We start from the raw sequence: 21,491 nt of genomic DNA, 5'->3' as shown, positions 1-21,491 counted from the left end.
GTCGAGCTCGCGGGATTGCCGATCGAGCCCTGCGCTCCGCTTCCGGGAGTGCAGGGCTTTTCCCTTCCGTGGGTGTCCGTTGGAGGGTCTGTGTCTACGAATGCTGACCCAATGCTGACTTTACTGACAAGTAATCAGATGGCTGTCGTCCGCCTGCCTGATCGTTTGGGTGGCAGCGTCGAGCGGCCTGGCGGAGTACCTGGGCCCGCGGCGATGCCAGGTGACGCCCGGAGGTGGGGGCGGTCGGAAGGTCGAATATGGCCCCTCGTCGACTTGATGTACCGCTTGTAGAAGGTCGACAAGCAATGACGTTGATGGCCATGGGCTGCTGGAGCAGCGTCTTGCATCATGGGGCGATGGAGAGTGATGAGGGCCTGCGCGTCGTGATGGTCATGGTTGACCGCGAGACCGAGACCGTCGTGCTGACGAGGTCCGACGGCAAGGAGGCTCGGTTTCCGCTCACCTCCCCGATGTTCGAATCGAGCAGCTTGCTCTCCCGACTCGCCTATCCGCCCACCTTCGAAGGACTGTTTGTCCAGACCCGCAAAGGCGACACCATCGTGTTCGAGCTGCCCCGCTCTGATGGGGCAGACCAGCTGAACGGCAGGTTGGTCGTCTACTTGGACCAGAACAAATGGCGCCCCGTGAGTGACGTGCTCCAGGGGCGGTGCGGTGGCGCAGCCGCCGATCGGGAGGCGGCGCAGCGACTCGTGGAGTGGGTGGAGGCGGGAAGGATCATCCTTCCTGCCTCGGCGGGCCACTACTACGAGACGACGAAATGGTCCGACGCTGAGGGGCGCTACCGTCTGGGCCTGTCCATCCTTCAGCTGAGTAGAGGCTGGCAACTGCGGGACCCCCTCCAGGTCCGTCGGGACGAGCTGCGTTGGCTGTTCCGCAACAGGCTGGCACCCGGTGGGGTATTGCCGACAGCTGTCACGCTGGCGCCGAACGTCATCCATTCCGCCGCGCGAGGGTTCACGCCCCTCAGCCCTCCGCCAGACTTTCCAGTGCAGGAAGCGTTTCAGCACGAAGCGGTCGTGTCGGCGACGACGCTCATCGATCTCATGCTGGACTCGGAAGGTGGGGAGCTAGGTCCGGAGACCGGCTGGACGCAAGACAACCAAGGGTTCAGCGATTGGTTGGACAGCCAGGACGGAGACTCCCAGAAGAAGCGCAAGGCGATCGATGCCTGGCTCTTTCGTGACCTCCAGCGCGAGTTGGGCGAGGAGTCGTACGCCGCCGGCCTGACGGCAGAGCGACTCAAGGAGTGGGGCAGCGCATCGCAGCCCGTGCAGGAACTGGCTGCCCTCCCGTGCCTCGGTCTATTTCGGGAGATGCTTCACGAGCGACATCTCAACAAGGGGACCACCTGGAAGCCGAATGATGTGATCGACATGGTGTACCTGTCCTGTGCTGCTGGCTATGCGGACTTCGTCGTCTGCGAGCGGCAGATGCGTGAGCCTTTGGCGCGTGGCATTGCCCGACTGGGGCGGTCCACCCAGGTCTTCCGAAGCCTCGCCGAAGCCGTATCCGCCATCGCGGCAGCACTCGACGCGGGATCGAATGCCTAAGCTCGCTGCCCGCCTCTGCTCGACCAACCCATCACGGTGAGGCGGCGGAGCCGGTCTTCCATGGAGCGGTGCGATGCAACAGATCCATGTCGGTACAAAACTCCGCGGCGGGATCGTAACCGTCAGGCACGCAGGTGGATGTCATTTCGAAGTCCGAGCGGCTGCGAAGAGTCTGCAACTCACTCGGAAGGTCACGCAGCTGTTTGACGATCCGTGTGCCGCTACGTTGCCCTGCATCAGATCGGGACAGCAAGTCGGCCATATCTGCGTCCGGGACGACGACGTGGCAGTAAGGCACTGCAAGACTGAGCGCGTCGATGTCATGCAAGGTGCTCAGCTTCCAGGGCCTGGCGGGATTACGGAAGAGTTCGGTCTTGAGGTCCACCGCGATCCGCACGGAGGCTATCCGGTCGGCGAACGCCACCATCTTCTTGCGACCCGACTCAGGTTTGGTGGGATTGAGACCGACGGCTCGGTGGAGATCGAGTCGATACTCCGCCAGTAGTTCCGTCAGCAGTTGGGAATGCTCGTGCATCATCTCTCGTGCCTGGACCCGCACGCGGAGCTCCGGTCGGCTTACGGGATCGCTTGCCAGGAGCTGAGAGTAAGTGCTCTCCCACTCGAGCCTGCTACGCGCTGACTGGAGGGCGGTCTCAGGCTGGTAGCCGTACTTGGCTCGCAACTCCGAGATTTCCTCGTCTCTCGGGCCTGCGAGTACCTGAAACTCGGCGTACTGGTTCGCCTGGCGCAACCAGGATTGCAGCTCGGGGCTCGCATCGACGTTGATCCTTCCCGCCGGGCCGTAGAGGGCGAGCGGAGCGTGCTCGCCGGTGACGGCCCACATGGCCCCAAAGCCAAGAACCTGCGGTCGCTTCGGCCGGAACGTGGGCCGGCCGAAGCACTCGTACATTGCGTGGAGCACTTGGTGGCGCATCAGGACCTGGCGCGACCGCAGGGTCCGGCCGTGGGACACCGACGCCATGATGCGTGCCAGGTCGAACCGCTGCCGTGGGTCAGTGATCTTGCTGGTCTCGAAGTAGTGCGTGTGAGAGAGGGGAAAGACGACACCGGCAGCGCTTGCATCCCTCACTGCAGCCAGGGCCTCGACGTCTGACGCTTCGCGAGGCGAGCCGTTTGCGGCCCGCGCCAAGCGGATCCACACCCATTGGTCGAGGTAGACGGTTGGTGTGGGTTCGTGGAGATCCAGGAAGGAGTCCGTTGCCATCTTCGTTCCTTCCCGCCCGGCGCGTCTTCAAGGGCCTTCCGTCGCTCATGGTTACAGCTCATCGCGCCGGTGTCCGTCGACTTCTCCCGTAGCCTCTGCCCGACGGACCTCCCGGCTACGCCGTGGCTCTGCCCGACGACGGCCAGCCTCTTCGCGTCAAGGCGAAGGCGGCCTGGTGCGACCGGTCGTTCCGAGCCGTCGGCTCCATGCCGGGCGGCGCTGGCCGATGCGAGGCAGTGGTGAGCCGAGGCGAGTGATGGCTGCGGCGGAGGGGCCGGCTGCATCTCACAGCCGGTAGGCGAAGCGGAGCGCGCCGCCTTCCTCGCGGTAGAGCCCGCGGCCGCGCTCGCTGAACGGGTTCGGCAGCATGCGTACCTGCCGGTGCTCCGCGTCCAGTACCGAGGTGATCACCAGGATCCGCCAGCGGTCGCTGCCGGCGTACTTCTGCGCGGCCCGCACCTCGGTTTCGCCGAGCTCGATCTGCCCGCCCTGCCCCTGGGTGGCCTTGACCTCGTACAGCCGCGGACTCTTGCCCGAGCCGACCTTGAAGTCGTAGCCGAGGCTGTCGTCTCCGGCGGGCCCGGGGAAGATGTGGGCCCGATTGCCGGAGACCCAGCTGGTCTCGTCGGTCGCCGTGTCCTGCTCGCGAAGCCATTGGTAGGCGTGCCACTCGCCCACGAAGCCGATCGCCGAGCGCTGGGCGGACGACAGCCCGCGTTCCCCGTCGACGCGCCCGCCCGGCCGTCCACCCGAGGGGCCGGCCGCCTTCCGGGGCGGGATCGGCTTCAGCGCGGCCCAGCGACTGCGGGCGCTGCCGCCGGGCGGCGGGCCGGATTCCAGAGCGCGGCGCAGCTCCGAGGCCAGCTCGGTGAAGTCGCCGGACTCGATGTCGAAGTTCCGTTCGCCGATGGAGATGATCCGCTTGCGCTTGGCTCGTTCGGCGCGGGCCTGTTCCGCCGCGTTCCGTACCCGGTCCAGCTCGGCGGGGGTGACTCCGTGCGTCTGGGGCTCCGAGGAGGCGGCCATGCCCGCCGGCCACTGTCCCAGGGCGGCGAGCCAGCCAACGACGTCGTCCGCCGTGAGCTCGCGGAAGTCGAGTGCGCCCGCCCCGTCCAGCAGGGCGGTGACCTCCTCCGCGGCGGCCGCGTGCTCCAGCGCCGGGGGCAGCGGCTGTTTCGCGGCCTTGACCAGGGCGACCAGGTCGGGGGTGGTCCTGGTGATGACCGCGTGGTTGTGGCTGCGCAGCCTGTCGATGGCGGCGAGCCGTTCGCCCTTGGCTGGGGCGGGCGCCCCCAGGCGGGCGGTGAGTGCCTGTTCGACGATGGCGCGCAGGAGGCCGTCGTCGGCGGTGTCGACGGTGAGCGCCCACTCTTCCGGAGCCGTGATCCATTTCAGGGAGCGGGTCGCGGGCCAGTCGGCGATGGGCCTGCGGGCGTCGAACTCTTCCCGACGGGCCCAGCGCAGCCGGTCGATGAGGGCACCGCGACCGAGATCCACGTGCCGGCGTACGGCCTCGTCGTGGGCCTCGGCGTGGCTGATCGGGCGGTACCGGGGCGCGAGCCCTGCCAGGGTGCGGTTCAGGTCCGCGAAGTCGACCTCCGCCACGACCCGGAGGTCGTCGATGTCCCGCGCGTCGCGCGCGGCCTCGATGAGCTGCGGGGCGTGCAGGGGAAGGGCGTCCGCGTACGGTTCGAGGCGGGCGAGGAACTCCCGGGCGTCAGCCGGAGCCGGGTCCGTCACCTCTCGGGCCGCGTCGGCGCCGAGGGCGTGTACGAGGAAGGGGTGGCAGCGCTCCAGTACTCCCGCGAGGGACCCGTCGAGGCGGTGAACCGTCTCCCTGACCTGGTGGACGGAGAGATCGAGCACCGTCGCGAGCTGCCGCTCGGCCGGTTCTCCGAGGGGTGCGTGCCAGCGCTCCAGTTCGCGGGCGGCGAGCTTGAGCGGGACCGCGTACTGCGGACGGTCCAGGACCTGGCTGACCGCGTAGCCGATCCGGGCCACGAAGTCCCAGGAAAGGGGCAGGTCGGGGGTGAGGACCAGCGGGTGAGAGGCATCGGGCAGGGGCAGCATGCCGTCCTGCCGTTCCGGGAGTTCCACGGCGGCCCCGTCGAGGCTGATCTTCAGCGAGACGTAGCGGTGGACGCGGACGCGGCGGACGGCGGCGACGAGGTTGGTGAGCTCGGCGTCGGTCGGACGGCCGCCCCGGGGCGGATGGTCGGCCAGGGTGCCCACCGCGAGGGGAAGCCACGGCAGCTCGTCGATGAGCGGCGTTCCGAGTCCTTCGGTGGTGCCGGAGGATCCGACGACAGTGGTGCCGGAGGCGCTGACGATCTCGACCGACAGGTCGGCGTCGTCGGCGTGACGTATCGCGTCCGGGCAGCGGCGGCCCAGGACACGGGCGACTCCGGCCGCCGCCCCCGGCACCACGAGCAGCGGAAGCCTGAGCTCCCTGGCCAGGCGTGCCTTGAGATTGTCCCGGTCTCCGGTGACGTACAGCCGTACCGAGCCGTCGAGGAGCGAGGCGAAGTCGACCGCGATGAGCTGCCGGCCCCGCTCCGCGAGCAGGGCTGAGCCGATGAGCGGATCGATCGAGGCCGCTTGTGCGGCCAGGTCCTGCCAGGCGCGCTCGTTCGCCCGCTGAAGGGCGGGCCGGTCCGCGTCGTCCACCGCATCCGACTTCACCAGCTTGCCCAGGGTGGCGATGAGCCGGGCGCTGTCCCTGGGGTCGCCCCAGGTCGGCAATCCGGCATCGCGTAGCCGCCGTAGGGCCCGATCGGCGTCCAGCAGGGGGCGGAGCTGCCGCAGGACCGTCGGGGCGAAGGCCGGCTCCTGCTCAAGGGTCGCGGGGGCATGCCACGCCTCGCTCGGCCGGACGAAGCGGACGGTGCCGCCACGGCCTCGCACGGGGAGCCAGGGCTCGCCGCGGACGAAGGAGGACAGGGGGGTGGGGACGTGCTGCAGATCCTGGTTGCCCGTCCGGTCCCGGTTCCAGACGGTGGTGAGGTGAGTGTCGCTCCACCGGGCCAGGCCGTGCAGGACCAGTCGTGCATAGGCGATCCGGCCCGGTTCGCTGAGCCGCCCGGCGACGTCCTGGCCCGGCAGCCGGTACGCGGGGGTTCCGACGTACGGGGTGTACGGATGGGCGGCACGGCTCCGCGCGCGGTCGATGAACGGCCGCCACTGATCGGCGACTTCGTCGGACACCTTCGCCATGCTGATCAGGTTGCTCGTGGTGAGCGCGCCACCCTCGGCTTCCGTCTCCGCGCCGGGTGACACTACGGGGAGCAGTCCGTCGGTGACGCCGAGATCGCCGAGGAACTCCCGCCACTCCTCCAGGGTCTCGCCCCGCCTGCGGAAGTCCTCGGGTGGTGCGACGAGCCGCTCTGCCATGAAGCGGAGGCTGGCCGAGGACTCCCGCCCCTCGGCCACGACGGAGGCGAGATCGTCTCCGTGGGTCCCGGTCCATCCGGCCCCGAAGGCGGCGCCGGCCGCCTTGATGGAGGGTCCCTTGGCGGAGGGGACGTACAGCCCGAGCGGACGTAGTTGCAGGGAGTGTGCCGACTGCCTTGACCGGTGGAGGCGAAACACGAAGCGGAGGGTCTGCTCGCGCAGCCGCGCCGAGTTGCTCTCGGTGAGGGCGCGGCGGACGTGGTCGAGCAGGCCGGCGGCGTCGAAACGCCGGACGAGCCTGAAGCGTTCCAGGAACAACCGGGCCTCCTGGCGTCGTACGTGGCCTTCCTCCTCAACCCAGTTCAACCCCGGGTGCAGATAGAACATGCGCTTCTTCAAGGCGTCGGGCACGGCCAGGCCCTCGTCGCCCGTTGTCTCGCCGCGCGCTGGCTGGAAGAAGGCCTCCCGCCTGACCATCGTGCGCCGCGAGCCGTCCTTCGTGTCCATGGCGGGGTTGCCGTTGGCGCGCCGGAGTTTCCCGTCGTCCGCCAGCAACAGCTTCCTGCCCCGCAGCACTGCGCCCTCGTCCTTGAACAGCAGGGCGAGATCGGCGTAGACGCCGTTCCAGTCGCCGACGGGAGCATCGGGTGCGGGTAGCGGCAGGGCTTCCACGATCCGCTCGGCGTGGTCCGCCCGTTGCTGTGCCGAGGGCTCCAGGGGGCACTTGAGCGCCTCGCACAATCTCGCGAGGCGTTTCAGGGGCTTGGCTCCGACGGCCGGATCGGCCACGCCGATGCCGACCGCCCCGGCCGCCTCGGCCGTGAGCACAGACAGCCCGAGCTCGGGCCAGAGCACGGAATCGCGGGGCGTGCCCCAGGAACCGTGGGGGGCTTCCCGGTTCAGGAGCGGTACGACGGGAACGTCCGCGAACTCGGCCCCGTGCACCTGGTGCGCAGCCTCGCGCAGCAGGGTGTGGGAGCGCTGCTCGTGCTCCCAGGTCACGAGATCGACCGCCAGCCTGCGCTCGGAGGGCCGGCCCCGCTCCCGCAGCGCGGCGGCCGCCGCCAGGGAGGTCTCGGCCGCCGCCGCGAACAGCATGCTGTTCAGCGGGTGCTCCCGGTCGAGGGCCGTACGGTCCACCTTCGTGAAGAACGGGGCGTTGAGGTGCCCGCGCAGGGGTGCGGTGGCGTCCTCTCCCAGGGGGAGGAAGGTGTAGATCCGGCCGCCGCGTAGCGACTCGGTCCCGTCGAGGGGCAACGCCACCTCGACCACGGCCGGTTCCTTCCAGTCACCCCACGAATCGTCCAGCTGTCCGAGTTCGGTCGCCACCTCGATCGTGCCGCGCAGGCGCGCCACGGGGACACGGCCCCTGGCCACGAGGTACGTGCCCAGGGAGCCGAGTCCGACACGGACGAGGGAGACGTTCGGGACGGTCCGCGCCGCACCGGCCTGCACACCGTGTCCCTGGGCCGGAATGACGCAGGTCCCCAAGGTGGCTTCCTGCCGGGCGAGTTCCGTACGCTGGGGGCTTTGGCCGCCCCGCCGCTCGATGACCAGTCGGTTGAGCCGGTCCAGGAACAGCATCACCGGGGCCTTCGCGGCGCCGAGCTCGTCGAGGCGGCGCACGGCCGCGCGCCGGGAGGCCTCGTTGCGCAGCGGGATCCTGATGACCGTCACATGACCGTCGCCGGCGAGCTCCTTGCACGTCGGGGGCACATCGGAGAGGGGGAAGGGGATCTGGAAGGGCGGGAGTTCCTCCTCCGCCCTGCGTACGAGGTCCTCGTCCCCGAGCAATACCCGCAGGTCGTCCCGTACCGCGAACCGGAAGCAATACCCGTCCAGCACGGCCGGTCCCTCTCCGGCCGTGCTGGCGCTGTAGATCTCCGGGGCGTCGGTGATCTCCAGGATGCTGCGGAAGCCGACTCCCTTGTTCCCGATGCCCTCGCCGACGGTCTTCTCGCTCCGGGCGAGCTTGCACACGGCCTGGATGCTGGCCCAGGTGAAGGGCGTGCCGCCATTGGCCACGTAGAGCGTGCCGTGCGCCCCCTCGGCCTCGTCGAGCAGGACGTGCACGCTGCCGTCGTTCCGGCCTCCGCGGTGAGCATCGTGCCCGTTCTGGAGCAGCTCCAGGAGGAAGCGGCCGGCGTAGTCGCGCGCGTTGCCGTGTGAGGCCGCACGCAACTGCTGGGCGGGCTGCCACACCTGGGTGGACTGCCACTCCTTGAGTACGGTCTGCGCGTAGTCCCACAGCTCGCGGGCCCACGTTCCGCTCGGGCCGTCCATGTGCGTCGTACCGGCCATGTCCCCCTGCTTCCATGACGATCTCACGCAGACCGTAGCTCGGGGGTCGCTGACGGCGCAGGGTTGTCCTCAATCCGGGAAGTCATCAGGCCCGAGGCTCCGCAGAGCAGCGGCCCCGACGTCTTCCCGGGGGTGGGCAGACCCTCGTGGCGGTCCTCCCACGGGCTGACCACGTCGTGGGCCGTCAGCGAGATGAGCGTGCCACGTACCTGGCTGCGTCTCCTACGACGGTCGGCGTCACGTCGTGAAGCGCTTGAGGCGTTGCATGAAGCCGTCGATGTCGGCCAGGTCTGGGGCGTCGGGGCCGCGCAGACGTTGGGTTGCCTCGCGCAGCGCTGCGGCAGCGCTGCGGGCTTCGGGGAAACGTTCGCGGGCGGCGTGGAGGCGGACGAGGTTGGCGAGGGCATCCAAGTGGCGGTCGACAGCCTCTGCGTCGGTGGGCTCCGGGGCCTGTGCGGTGTAGGCAAGGAAGGCATTGATCGCGGCACTGGACTCGCCGAGGGCCATCCGGCACTGAGCGACGTAGTACTGACAGAGCAGGGCCTGTTCGTCGTTGGCGCCGTAGCGGTCGGTCCAGGCGGTGCCCACCTCGTCGAAGAGAGGAGCGGCTTCACTGTGAGCGCCGGCCAGGAATCTGACCTGGGCCAGGGAGAACATCAGGTCGCCGTGCAGGACACCGTCCTGGGCGCGCTGGATGGCACCGACAAGGAGGTCCGCGGCCTGCACGAACTTCCCCGCCTGGGCGAGCTGTGCGGCGAGGTCAGCGGCCTCGCTGGCTTCTTCGTCGGTGAGCGGGGTGGACGGGGTCTCGGACGCAGAGTCTGGTTCGGCCGGCATGACCAGGGTCGGCGTGTAGCCGATCGGGGTGGGGCGCTTGGGCGGGCCACCGAACGGACGGCGGAAAGGCTGGCGCGGGTCGTGCTCGCTCTGGATAGCCGTAGAGCCGTCCCGCTGACAAGCCCATGGCAAAAGCGCGTCGTAGACCTGGGCGGCATTGAGGCGGCGCTCGGGTGCCTTGTCCAGCATGCCCAGCAGGAGATCTTCCAACTCTTGGGGGATGTCGTGACGCCGCCTGCGGATCGGCGGTGGGCCAGAATGCACGTGGTGCCAGGCGTGGGAGCCATTGGCATCGGCAGCGAATGGCGGTCGGCCGGTGAGGAGTTCGTACATTACGCACGCCAAGGCGTAGATGTCGGAGGCTGGGCCTACCTCGTTTGCCAGGCTCTGCTCGGGGGACATGTAGGGCGGGGTACCGACCGTCATGCCCTCCTGGGTCAGGCGAGGGTGATTGCCGGAACCGCGCAGGGCAGCGACCCCGAAGTCGAGTACCTTGACGACACCGTCGGGGGTGATCATGAGGTTCGCGGGTTTGATGTCGCGGTGGACGACATCGTTCCGGTGTACTTCATCCAGGACGGAGGCGATCTGCACGACTGCCGCCGCTGCCCAGGAGACAGCCAGTGGTGAGACATCGTAGTCCGTGTCATCGACGATGGTCTGCACCTCACGTCCGCGCAGTAACTGCATGACCACGTAAAGCTGGTGTGTGGTCTCGTCGATGCCGGTGTCGTAGATGGCTGGGATGCCAAGGTGCTCCAGGGCGGCGGTGGTGCGAACTTCGCGCAGGAAGCGGTCGCGGCGGTTGGCCAGCATTTCGGCTGCGCCGAGGCCGGGGATGCCGGAGAGGCCGCGGGTATCGGTGAGCATCATCTTGACCGCGACGCGGCGGTCGAGGCGCTCGTCGTAGGCGTGCCAGACCTCGCCCATGCCGCCGGCGCCGATCGGCCGGTCGAGCCGGTAGCGTCCTGCTATAACGCGGGACGGCGACCCGCCGGCGTCCTCGGCCAGCCAGTGGTGGTGCTCATCGTGCGGCACTGCAGCGATCCCTTCAGCCACGGCGCCTGCCCAGCACCGGAGGTCGTCTTGAAGTTGGGACTGATGATGCAGATTACGCGTCGGCCGGAGAGGTGGTTCCCGCTTCGCCGGATTTGATCGCTGCGGCCCGCTCGGCGGTGGCGCGGCGCTCCGCTTCGCGGCGTACGGGACGGCGGATGAGTCCGTACGCCTGCTGGGTGGCGACCTGTTTGAAGATCTTGTTGATGAGTGGGTCGTCGTAGTACCGCACGAGCAGGGCGTCGTTGGACTTGGCCTGGTCGATGACGATGCGGTCCATGTCCTTGTCGACTTCGCGGCGGAAGGTCTCTTCGTCGTTGTGCATGCCGATTCGCTTCAGGTCCGGATCCTCCGAAACGGCGACGACGAGCTGGCCGAGAAGTATCTGGTCGGTGGTGGACAGACCGATGCCGTACTCGTCGTTGACCGACTCGATGACCTCGGCGAGGGACTTTTCCTCGGCCTCCGGGCCTGCGCCAGCGGGCTGTGGGACGAGGCCGGGCAGCAGTTGGAGACCCTCCGCCTTGAGGATGAGTTCGGCCGTGCCCGTCTTGCGGACGTTCATGTGGCTAGGAGTGACCTCGCCAACGTCCGCGCTTGCCGAGCCGACCGGGAGCCGGAGCCGGCGTACCAGGAACCTTCCGTATTGGTAGAGACGCTCCAAGTCCTCGTTCTCAAAGCCGATGACGTGGGAGAGCCAGCCGTAAGCCTTGACGTAGGAGTCCAGCGCGCGTCGGAACTCCTGTGCTGCGTCGGGCTCGTCCTCGGCCAGGGCGTTGAACCTGTCCACGGCGGGCTGGGTGTAGGCGTACAGCTTCGAGTGTGCCTTGGAGACGGCGGTGTCCGTGGCGGTGCCATTCTTGAAGGCGGCAAAGTAGGCGGTGACGAAGGCGTCCATCTCCGCTTCGATAAGCAGGCGATAGGCCATCACCTCGTCGTGCCGGGTGAAGAGAAAATCCGGATCGGTCGGCTCGGAGATCGACGCTTCGTAGTACTGCTGGAATGCCTCCTCGATCACATCCGGCTTGTTTGCGAAGTCCATCACGAACAAGTCCTCGGCTGATTTGAGGGGGTGTGTGCGATTCAGCCGGGACAGAGTCTGCACGGCGGCGAGGCCGGCAAGTAGCTTGTCGACGTACATCGTCGTCAGCAGGGGCTGGTCGAAGCCGGTCTGGTACTTATCGGCGACGACCAGGATGCGATATTCAGGGCGGGGCACGGACGGCGGCTTGGGGTCGTCCAAACGGGTGTAGGCGAAGGCTTCGGGCAGCTTGCTCTCTGGGAAGCCGTTCAGCTTCGCTTCGGTGTACTCGATCTCGTCCAGCGTGAGGGTCCCGGAGAACGCCACCAGAGTGCCGCAGTCGGTGTAGCCGCAGCGCTCCACGTAGCCGCGGATCGCCTGGTAGAGGCGTACGGCGTGCTCGCGGCTGGGAGTGACGACCATGGCGCGGGCCCGGCCGCCGAGCCGATTCGTCGTGTGGGCGCGGAAGTGATCTACGATGATCTTTGCCCTTGACTCCAGGGATGCCGTGGACATAAGCGCGGCTCGCACCAGATTCGCTTTTGCCTTGCGCGGATCAACCTGTCGCTCAGCCTCGTCCGCAGCGGCCTGTTGTAGCTTGAAATATGTGCCGTAAGTGACATAGGTGCCGAGCACGTCGAGGATGAAGCCTTCCTCGATGGCCTGACGCATCGAGTACACGTGGAACGGCTCGATCTGACCTGTGACGGGTGAATCGGTGCCGAACAGCTTGAGCGTCTTGTCCTTTGGGGTTGCGGTGAACGCGAAGAAGGACAAGTTGGGCTGCCTGCCGCGGGCCAGCGCGGCTGCAGTCAGCGGATCGCCGTCCTCGTCGACCGAGCCATCGCCCAGCTTGCCCAGCATCCGCTTCAGCGCGTCGGTGCCTTTGCCTCCCTGAGATGAATGTGCCTCGTCGATGATGATGGCGTAGCGGCGCTCGCGGCCGAGCCCGGACGCTTTATCCAGGATGAACGGGAACTTCTGGAGTGTCGTAATGATGATGCGGGCAGTCGTCCCGGTCAGTGCATCAGCGAGCTGCTGGGAATCGTCGTCAACGCGCAGCACCACACCTGGAGTGTGGTCGAACTGGTAGATCGTGTCCTGGAGTTGCTTGTCCAGCACCCGCCGGTCGGTGATGACGATGACCTTGTCGAAGACCTGCTGATTGGGCCCAAGACCCTTTGTATGGGCGGCGGCCGGGTCCAGGAGCGTGGGGTCTTCGGGTGTGTGCAGTGAGGCTAGGCGATGAGCGAGCCAGGCGATCGTGTTCGACTTGCCCGATCCTGCGGAGTGCTGGATCAAGTAGTTTTCTCCTGAACCATGCGTGGCTGCGTGGTTCGTCAGCTTCCGGACTGCATGCCACTGGTGGAACCGCGGGAAAATCAGCGGCTGCTTGTGTGCGGAGCCGGGACGGTAGCGGGGGGCTTTGCCGGCCTTGGCTGCTGCGTCCTCCACATGCAGATACCGGTGCAGCAGATCGAGCCAATTGTCGCGCTGCATGATCTCGTCGAACAGGTAGGAGACCGTGTACTCCGCCCCAGGTTCTGTCGGGGGGTTACCTGCCCCTCCGATGTTGCCCGGACCGCCGGTGCCCATATTGAAGGGAAGGAACCGTGTCCTCGCCCCGGCAAGGCGCGTGGTCAGGAATACCAGCTCTGGGTCAACTGCAAAGTGCACCAAGCTGCGACGGGCGAAGAACAGCTCGTTCGGGTCACGGTCAGTGCGGTACTGCCGCTTCGCGTCCTCGACTGACTGCCCAGTGAGGGGATTCTTCAGCTCGGCCGACGCTATGGGCAGTCCGTTCACGAAGAACGCGAGGTCCAGAGACTTGGTCGGCTCCGCAGCGGAGTAGCGGAACTGCCGTACCACGGTGAGCCGGTTCGCGTTGTACTCATCCAGCGCCCCAGCGGCCAGGGTGTGGGCGGGCCGGAAGTACGCTAGCCGGAGCTTGATGTTGCGCTGGACCACTCCGTGACGCAGGACGTCCAACACTCCGCGCTCATCCATCTGCCTGGCGACATGCGCGGCGAAGCGCTGGATTGCGTGCTCTTCCGTCTCTCCGTACGTCTCCATCAATTGCTCCCACGCCTGCAGCTGAGAGTGACGCAGGAACGCTGACAACTCGGATGTATCGATGCCGAGTTCGTGGCTGTAGGCCGCAGCCGAGCCCCGCTCCCACCTGCTGCGAAGCAGGGCCACCTCGACGGCGTCCTCGAAAGCGCCCTCGGTGTGGGCTTCGTGGGCGAGGCGCGGGCTAGTAGGCATAAGAAAGGCTCCGTACGTGATCAGTGGGAGGCTGGTCGTTACGCGGGGGTGACCTGACGGGCTGTCGTGACGTCGAACTGACCGGTCACGGCTGCGGTGATGAGCGCCTGGCGGCGTTCGTCCAACAGGGATAGTTGTCGGTCAGCGACGGCACGGAGCCTGCCAATGGTCTCAGCATTACGCTCTACCTCAGTGAGAAGGGTGCGTTGCTGAGTAGCGCTGGCCACGGGGATTGGCCATTCCTTAATGTCCTCCCCACGCAGTTTGACCATAGACTGAGATGAACCCCGTGCTACTGACTCCACTAGCAACCTTACTCGGCTACTAAGGGCGACTTGAGCGACGAACGCAGCATCCATTTCAGGCAGTAGACCGACACGGTAGATTAGGTCGGGGAGCAGAAGCCGCTTGGTGTTGCCTGTAATGACTGCGACGTCACCCACGAGATGCGGAGTGTTTGCGCGAGTCACGAGAAGGTCGCCGCGGTGCACCTCGTAGGCCGGGGTGGGTGCAACGTCCTCGGGGAGCCGCTTGTTCTCTCGATCGTCGAATCGCCCTTGTTTGACCGCGCTGAGCTTGAGGACGCCCCACTCATCGGCTGCCTGGCGAGGAATAGCCTCGCACTGAGGGCTCGCTCCTTGCTCGATCTTGGTGACGAAACGCCGCATGGGCAATTCCCCGCACAACGCTGCAAGATTGTCGACTAGTCCATCGCGCAGGGCCCGCTCGCGCTCACTGAGCTTATTCCGTATGTCGAGCTGCAATGCAGTAAGCTTGTTGATTCGAGTCGTCTCGGTGTCAAGATAGTCGGCGATGCGGCGTTGCTCCCCCAGTGGGGGAAGTGGAATGCGGAGCTGTTCGATGTCAGGCATGTAGACTGTTTTATGGGTCGACCCGGCAGCCACGCGCTTCAAATCTGGCGCCATTGCGCGAAGAGCGTGAAGCAAGTATTTCGGTTCCAGATCAGGGCCGCATGTCCAGGTCGCAAAGTCCTGGGTGGTTGCCATATCGACACCCATGATCGCGGAGAAACCGACCGATGCGGTACGGGAAAGAATGACTGTGCCTGCTGGATGCTTCACAGCAGAGGAGTTTGCAAGGCCCAGGTTGCTGATCTTTTCCTTGGTCTTTGTGATCGTATCGGCGGTTCCATTTCGAAGCTGCCACACATCGGCCAAGGTGATCCAAGGGATTGTGCAGTCTTTCCAGTATTGTGGAACATTGCGGCTAGGGGTGTGCCCGGTGCCAAGCCTTGCCACGTAACGGATGGGCTTTGTCGGCCATCGAGAGTCTGAAAGCCACGGTGCGATCAGTCCGTCGGTCACTTGGTCACCTCGCCGAGTAGCTCCCGCATCTCTTCCTCTAGAGCCTTCAATTCCGCGTCGATGTCCGCCAGCGGCCTCGGCGGCTTATACACGTAGAAGTGCCGCGTGAAGGGGATTTCATACCCGACGCGGAAGCGTACAGTCTCCTTGGTCCTAGGGTCCTTTGACTCCGTAATCCAGGCATCCTCGACGTGAGGTTTCACCTCCCGCATGAAATACGCGTCGATGTCTTCGCGAAGCGGCACGTTCTCTGCGTCTCGTAGATCCGGATCGTGCTCGACCTGACCCTTCTTGATGTATTGGACCTCACCTTCCAGGTCCGGGACGCCGACCGCGTCACGCATTGCTTTGTCGAAGGTCTTGGCCTTGGGCCAAGTGATGCCGGCCTGGTCCATCGCTGACCCCAAGGCAATCCATGCTTCGGCCTTGGTTTTCCACGAACTGCCCACCAGTGGCCTCAGTGCGGCTGCCAGCTTATCCGGGCCAGCCTCGCCAAGCTCCTTCTCCACGGCTTTGGCTACGCGAAGCGCGTCCAGGGATTCCTCGGAGATCTCGAACCGCAGCTTGAGCGGTCGGTCCACCGTGATGCGCTGATATCCGAAGTTGTCCGCGTCGAAGACCTTGACCTTTTCCGGTACAGAGTGCCGCGACCCGTCGCCCGAGCGCGCGAGGCGGCATGCTTCCCCGTACCAGGCGCAGATTTCCTTGCGCTGGTCCTCCGTGATCTCCTTACGTTTGTTGCTCAAGGACTTCCGCATCTTGGACCACTGGTCCCGGGCGTCGATCAGGATAAGCCGGTCTTTTAGGTTCTTCGGCTTGCGGTTGGTGACGATCCAAATATAGGTCGAGATCCCAGTGTTGTAGAAGAGCTGGTCTGGGAGAGCGACGATCGCTTCCAAGTAATTGTTCTGGATGATCCAGCGGCGGATCTCGGACTCGCCGGAGCCGGCGCCGCCGGTGAAGAGCGGAGAGCCATTGAAGACGATTGCGATGCGGCTGCCGCCGATCTCCTTGCCTTCGGCGTCCTTCTTCAGCGGTCGCATTTTGTGGATCATGTGCTGCAGGAAGAGGAACGAGCCGTCATTAATTCGAGGCAATCCGGCACCGAAGCGGCCGTCGAAGCCGCGATCGTCGTGCTCCTGCTTGACCTGCTTTTCGACCTTTTTCCACTCCACGCCGAAGGGTGGGTTGGCGAGCATGTACTCGAACTGGTCGTCCTCGTGGCCATCCTGGGTGAATGAGTTGCCGAAGTGGATGTTGGAGGCTGCCTGGCCCTTCAGCAGCATGTCGGAACGGCAGATCGCGTATGATTCGGCATTGAGCTCTTGCCCGAAGACATTGACACGCGCGTTGGGGTTGAGGGCCTTGATGTGGTCCTGGGCCGAGGAGAGCATGCCGCCGGTGCCGCAGGCAGGATCGAGGATGTCGATCACCGGCGCTGCGCCGGTGAGGCGCTCGCCGTCCGGAGCCAGGAGCAGCTCGACCATCAGCTCGATGACCTCGCGCGGGGTGAAGTGCTCACCAGCGGTCTCGTTCGAGGCGTCCGCAAACTTGCGGATCAACTCTTCAAAGACGTAACCCATATTGTGGTTGTCCACGGCCTCGAGGCTCAGGTCGATGCCAGCGAACTTCTGGACCACGAGGTAGAGCAGTCCGGCCTTGGCCAGGCGGTCGATCTGCAGGTGGAAAGCATAGTGGTCGAGGATCTCGGTGGCCTCCGAGGAGAAGCCGCCGATGTAGTCCTTGAGGTTCTTCTCGACCTTCTGAGTGTCCGGGTCCGCGCCGATGGTGGCGAACGTCTGCTGGGAGAGGTTGTAGAAGTCGCGGCCGGCTGTGGCGCGCAGGACCGCGTCCTTGTTCTGCCCCGCGAAGGACTCGGCGCGGGCCCATACGGCCTCGCGGCTGTCCTTCATCACGCAGTCCATGCGGCGGAGTAGCGTCATAGGCAGGATGACCTTGCCGTACTCGGAGCGCTTGTAGTCGCCCCGCAGCAGGTCGGCGACCGACCAGATGAAGTCGGCCAGCTCCTGATTCTTGTCGCTCACACGCCACCTTCTTGTGTTGTTTCGCTGCGGTGCCTGGTTGCTCGCACCGTACCGGAGAGATCGGACAGGGCTAGCGTACGGAAAACGGACGGGCCGCAGGGCCTGGGGGCGATGATCTCGAGGTGGCTGAGCCCGGGGTCCCGCACACAAGCGGCCGCGTGGGCGATGAGGACGCCCTGAGACATCACTACGTCTTTGACCTGGCAAGGATGCAGGGCGTGTGGTCCTGCAAGGTCGGATCGCCAGCATGCCCGTGCTTGGAAACTGACACGCGTCAAGGCCCGCAGGACAGCGGTGTCAGTTCACTCGCACTGGCATTTTGAAATGTTGGGAGTGTGTGGTATTGCCCTGAAAGGCACCTACTCTATCCACTGAGCTGCGGGGTGACCAGTGAAAACGCAGTTCTCCCGTGTGCGTCCGCGCTGCTGCGGGACGTACGCGGGATCCTTGGCTCCCTGCGGCGCGGTGGGACGCGGACGTCCCACGGCGGGCCGGAGGTAACCTCTCGCGCCATCTTCGCAAGCCCGAAGAGCTTGAGGGAAACAATTCGATCACCGTCTGTTGTTGCAGCCCATAGCTGAGGAAGGGAAGGTGTCGAGACTGAGACTGTTCAAGCTCAAGGGTGTGGTGACGGAGATCGTGCCGCGGCTCGCCGAGGTCGAGGCTGATGTGCAGGACCTCGTTGAGGCGCACATGGAGGCCATGCTCGGGGTGACATTCCTGGCGAGCGAGTACAGCACCGGACCGGTGCATGGAGGCCGCGTCGACTCGCTGGGCATCGACGAGAATGGCTCACCTGTCGTGGTCGAGTACAAGCGTTCGACAGACGCGGGCGTGATCAACCAGGGCCTGTTCTACCTCGCCTGGCTGATGGATCACCGGGACGCCTTCCGGCGTCTGGTCCGCGACCGGCTGGGTGTGCAGGCTGCGGCCAGGGTGCGGTGGAGCGCGCCAAGACTGATCTGCGTGGCCGGCGACTTCACGCGCTACGACCTCCACGCGGTCCGCGAGCACCGGCACTCCATCGACTTGGTGCGCTACCGGATCTTTGGCGACGAGCACTTCGGCCTGGAAACTGTCGCCTCGGCTGGCAAATCCCGTATGCCGGCGTGGGCGGGGCGTGGCCGCGGCACGGCTCGCGAGAAGCATGCCGCGGGGCCGGACGGGGCGATGGGCGAGCTGGCCGCGGCAGTCGACGAGGTACTGCTTGGTCTCGGCGAGGGCGTCACGAAGGTTGAGAACCAGACCTACATCGCGTACCAACGGCTGCAGAACTTCGCCTGTGTGTGCCCGCGGAGGAGCAGGCTGCTGATCTACCTCAAGGCCAGCCCGGCCGAGGTCGAGCTCGTCCCGGGGTTCAGCCGGGATGTGACAGGGCTCGGCCACCATGGCACCGGCAACCTGGAAATACGGCTCCAAACTGAGCGAGACCTGGAGCTTGCCCAGGAGCTGTTCCGGATGAGCTACGCCGTGGCGTAGGTCTTGTACTGTGCCGTTCGGCAGACATGAGGTGCGCGCTGACTCGGTCTATGGTTTGGGTCTGGATTCGGGTTGTTGCCCTTCGCTAGCTGGGCATGGACCCAGCCGTGGCCCCCTCGTGATCCAGCGTGTCCCCGGGGCGGCCACTGGGGACACGCTGAAAGCTCCTACTGCTGTGCGGGCGCTGCCCGGCGCAGCTGGCTGTCAACAGCTGATGTACTCCTCCATCAGCTTGGCGAGGTGCAGGAGTAGTGGCATACGCGTGGCTGTGTCCGTGTGGAGGTGGCACCTGCGCAGGTTGTTCACGTACGCGGCCAGATCAGGGCCGCGGTCGCGGGGTTGCTTGAAGGAGACGTGGATCTCCAGAGACGCGGGGTTAGCTCCGTGGCGGGTGGCGTTCTGTTCGTCGCCTGAGTACTTGGAGACCTCCTTGGGGAGGCGGTGAGTATCGGGCCGTGGGTTGATCGCCAGGTACGCGTGATCGTTCCACTCGACGACGCCGGAGAACCTGCCCCATTCCTCGTACGGCAAGCCGACTGAGTTCGTGGTCGGTTCCGTAGACGCCTGGCTCTTGGAAGCCGCGTCGGGTGATGTGTCGTCGTCCGACTCATCAGGCGCGTCGAAGAGGTTGGCGCCGAAGGCCAGGGGGATCTCGTAGGGCTCCTCGTTGATGCGAACGATGCGTAGGCCCGGCAGGTGCTTGGGTTCGCGGTCCTCGCCGTGGTGCGGGTGGGCGCAGTCTTCCCCCGGAAGCCGGAGTTCGTCCGGGGTGATGTGAGGGTTCTGCAGCCAGGGCCATACTTCCCGGTTGCGTAGAGTCTGCGCGCGGGCGAGGAACAGCCGTTCAGTGTGGGAGTCGAGCGCGAGGGCCTGGGTGATGAAGTCATTCAGTTGGGCCTTGTCGCGTCGCCGTACCCGGCCACGTCCGGCGGTCAGAGCGCGCGGGAGATGCTCGATGGGGATGGGCGCTTCGTGAGGATGACTCGGGGACGGCATGAGCTGGGCCGTAGTGTTGCCGTCGGTGTCCATGCGCAGGACGTACGGGATGATCCATGGGCCGGCCTGCGCGATGTGTACCGTGGCCAGTTCGAAGCGGCCCTTGACGCCGTGGGGGGCTGGCAGGCGGGGCAAGTGGGCGAGCGAGCGGAGGAGGTCCTTCACCGAGGATGCGGCACGCTGGACGTCCTCGCACCGGACGTCACTGTCTTCGAAGGGTTTGAGCCCTGCGCTCTTGGCGTCGGGCTTGGGATCGGCCGTTACAGGGTGCAGGCATTGCACGTGCCGGTTCAGCTGGGGGAGCGTGTCCTTCAGGAACCGATATGGGTCGTCCTCTCCGGCCATGGCGAAGTTCACAGGCTTGTCGATCTCCACGAGGCAACCGATCAGCCGATCGGCCTCGGGGAACTCCTTGCACAGAGCTTCTGCTCGCTGCCCTCGTACCTGCCTTCGGTGCGCCGTGCGGGCCTCTGGCTCCGCGCCCGGCGGAGGTTTGGGCAGGCCGGAGACAAGCGCCCCGGGATTGCGTAGCACCAGGGTGATCTTGGTGGGCCCGGCGTACTCATGGATGCCGGGGTCTGAGTCGCGTTCACCGAGGTGCTGGTAGCCCAGCAGCCTGGTGAGCGCCAGATGGACTGCTTGGTAAGTCTTCGGCGCACAGTGCCAGAGTTCGAGATGGTAGAGAGCGCCCTCGCGTGCCGGAACGAGCCGCGGTGCTCGGCGTTGGGGGGCACGTTCTAGGGCAGGAAGTGGATCAAACCCCAGCTTCGCGAGCGGTTCCTTGAGGTGTTCGAAGAGGGTTAGGTGGTCGATGGGCTGCAGGCCGCTCTCCGCGGGGTGGCCATGAGTCTTGAATGCCGGCGGCTCGCCCTCGAGGTCCGTTCGGGTGAGGTAGGTGTAGCCGGTGGCGTGCAGCAGCAGCGCGGCGGGGTCCTTCGTCGTATCAGCACTGCGTTGGATTCCGGCGGCGTGGCGGGGGTCAGTGCGGACGTCGTCGGGATTGGGGTAGCGGTTGCTGGACGGGAGTGAGGGCAGGATGCGCGCGATGCTCGGCTGCCACTGCCACCTCATGTCCTGCTTCTTGCCGGTGACCGATACGGGTGCGCGCAACAGCATGGGACGCTCGATATCCCGCAGGGCCCCCTTAGGCAGGTAGAGCAGGATGGTTGCGGTGGCAGGGCCGTCGCCGCGACGTGGGATGTAGGCGGGCTGGGCACCACCAAAGCGGGCGATGTGGGGGACGGCGCGGAGGATGAGTCGGCCGTCGTGGGGCATGGACACCACGCGCAGCGCTGTCCGGTGGGTCCAAAGACCGTAGGCCCCTTCATCGTTGAGCTCCCTGGGCGGCCAGCTGAAGATGCTGCGCTCGCCGCGGTCGGTCAGGGGGCCGAGGGCCGAGAAGCCCTTCGCGCTCTGGCCGGGCATCACGAGGTTGTCGTCCACCCAGCGTCCCGCGATGTAGGTCGCGAGCATGGAGAACGTGCTGCTGTGTGGGGTTGCTGTTCCGTTTGCGGCGCGGCCATGTGCCAGCAGATCGACCTCGGACTGCGTCCACTCCAGGGGTAGCGAACGCTTGATGAGGGTGGACCAGTCAACGTCGTTCTGGTGGGGTGCGACGTGGGTGGTGATCCAGAACTCAAGGGCCAGTTGGATGGGGAGTTCGTGCTGTGGTCGTTGCATCGCGTGGAGCCAGGGGCCTTCTCCCAGTCGGCCTTCGACTGCGAGGACGGCCGGTTCCACTTGTTCGATGAGCTCGCGTAGTGCGTACGTCGGCAGGTACTTCGAGCGGGCTTTCGGGTTACTGCTCCAGGCCCGCTCGAGCCGTGGCAGGAGCGACGGAGGGAAGGTAGCCGTGTGCACGGGGATGGGCAGGGCGGCTCCGCAACGTGCTTCGAAGCCGGGCGTGATGATGTGGTTGTAGCGAGGCGGTGGCTTCCTCTTTCCGGAGTCGGCCTCGGCGGTGTCGGCTTCGTTCATGCG

Annotated in this window: 9 protein-coding genes; 2 read left to right on the top strand and 7 right to left on the bottom strand. The window is 66.1% G+C overall.

What is annotated here, in order from left to right:
• Nucleotides 1–305: 305 nt before the first annotated feature.
• Nucleotides 306–1,571, top strand: a complete 1,266-nt coding sequence (locus tag K7B10_RS08105) for a hypothetical protein (RefSeq protein ID WP_229335290.1) — start codon at nucleotides 306–308, stop codon at nucleotides 1,569–1,571.
• Between the two features lie 31 nt (nucleotides 1,572–1,602).
• On the opposite strand, the gene K7B10_RS08100 is transcribed toward K7B10_RS08105, so the two are convergent.
• From K7B10_RS08100 to K7B10_RS08075, 6 genes are all read right to left on the bottom strand, one after another.
• Complete coding sequence (locus K7B10_RS08100; protein WP_229335289.1) at nucleotides 1,603–2,796, bottom strand: tautomerase family protein; 1,194 nt, start codon at nucleotides 2,794–2,796, stop codon at nucleotides 1,603–1,605.
• Between the two features lie 285 nt (nucleotides 2,797–3,081).
• On the bottom strand, nucleotides 3,082–8,487 hold the full coding sequence (locus K7B10_RS08095) for a sacsin N-terminal ATP-binding-like domain-containing protein (RefSeq protein WP_229335288.1): 5,406 nt from the start codon (nucleotides 8,485–8,487) through the stop codon (nucleotides 3,082–3,084).
• 237 nt (nucleotides 8,488–8,724) lie between these two features.
• Nucleotides 8,725–10,383 carry a serine/threonine-protein kinase gene (locus K7B10_RS08090; protein ID WP_229335287.1) on the bottom strand — a complete coding sequence of 553 codons (1,659 nt, stop codon included), beginning with the start codon at nucleotides 10,381–10,383 and terminating at the stop codon, nucleotides 8,725–8,727.
• A gap of 52 nt (nucleotides 10,384–10,435) precedes the next feature.
• Nucleotides 10,436–13,666 carry a type I restriction endonuclease subunit R gene (locus tag K7B10_RS08085; protein ID WP_229335286.1) on the bottom strand — a complete coding sequence of 1,077 codons (3,231 nt, stop codon included), beginning with the start codon at nucleotides 13,664–13,666 and terminating at the stop codon, nucleotides 10,436–10,438.
• 38 nt (nucleotides 13,667–13,704) lie between these two features.
• Nucleotides 13,705–14,991, bottom strand: a complete 1,287-nt coding sequence (locus K7B10_RS08080) for a restriction endonuclease subunit S (RefSeq protein WP_229335285.1) — start codon at nucleotides 14,989–14,991, stop codon at nucleotides 13,705–13,707.
• Entirely contained in the window at nucleotides 14,988–17,036 is a 2,049-nt protein-coding gene (locus K7B10_RS08075; protein WP_229335283.1) for a type I restriction-modification system subunit M, read from the bottom strand. Before K7B10_RS08075 ends, K7B10_RS08080 begins: the two co-directional genes overlap by 4 nt.
• A gap of 591 nt (nucleotides 17,037–17,627) precedes the next feature.
• Here K7B10_RS08075 and K7B10_RS08070 point away from each other — a divergent pair.
• Nucleotides 17,628–18,515 (top strand): DUF5655 domain-containing protein, encoded by an 888-nt coding sequence (locus K7B10_RS08070; protein ID WP_229335282.1) that lies wholly within the window; start codon nucleotides 17,628–17,630, stop codon nucleotides 18,513–18,515.
• Nucleotides 18,516–18,719: 204 nt separating this feature from the next.
• Here the strand turns inward: K7B10_RS08070 and K7B10_RS08065 are convergent, their stop codons facing one another.
• The gene (locus K7B10_RS08065; RefSeq protein ID WP_229335281.1) at nucleotides 18,720–21,488 is read right to left on the bottom strand and encodes an RNaseH domain-containing protein; all 2,769 of its coding nucleotides are present in this window, start codon (nucleotides 21,486–21,488) and stop codon (nucleotides 18,720–18,722) included.
• Nucleotides 21,489–21,491 lie beyond the last annotated feature (3 nt).

Source organism: Streptomyces flavotricini, from assembly GCF_020639365.1.
Lineage (GTDB): Bacteria > Actinomycetota > Actinomycetes > Streptomycetales > Streptomycetaceae > Streptomyces > Streptomyces flavotricini.
Note: the sequence above shows the minus strand (reverse complement) of the source record. Positions and strands in the feature narration are given on the sequence as shown.

Bases quoted from the DNA above. Each gene is read 5' to 3' on its own strand.
- K7B10_RS08095 (WP_229335288.1), bottom strand. From the start codon at position 8,487: ATGGCCGGTACGACGCACATGGACGGCCCGAGCGGAACGTGGGCCCGC.
- K7B10_RS08100 (WP_229335289.1), bottom strand. From the start codon at position 2,796: ATGGCAACGGACTCCTTCCTGGATCTCCACGAACCCACACCAACCGTC.
- K7B10_RS08105 (WP_229335290.1), top strand. From the start codon at position 306: ATGACGTTGATGGCCATGGGCTGCTGGAGCAGCGTCTTGCATCATGGG.
- K7B10_RS08085 (WP_229335286.1), bottom strand. From the start codon at position 13,666: ATGCCTACTAGCCCGCGCCTCGCCCACGAAGCCCACACCGAGGGCGCT.
- K7B10_RS08065 (WP_229335281.1), bottom strand. From the start codon at position 21,488: ATGAACGAAGCCGACACCGCCGAGGCCGACTCCGGAAAGAGGAAGCCA.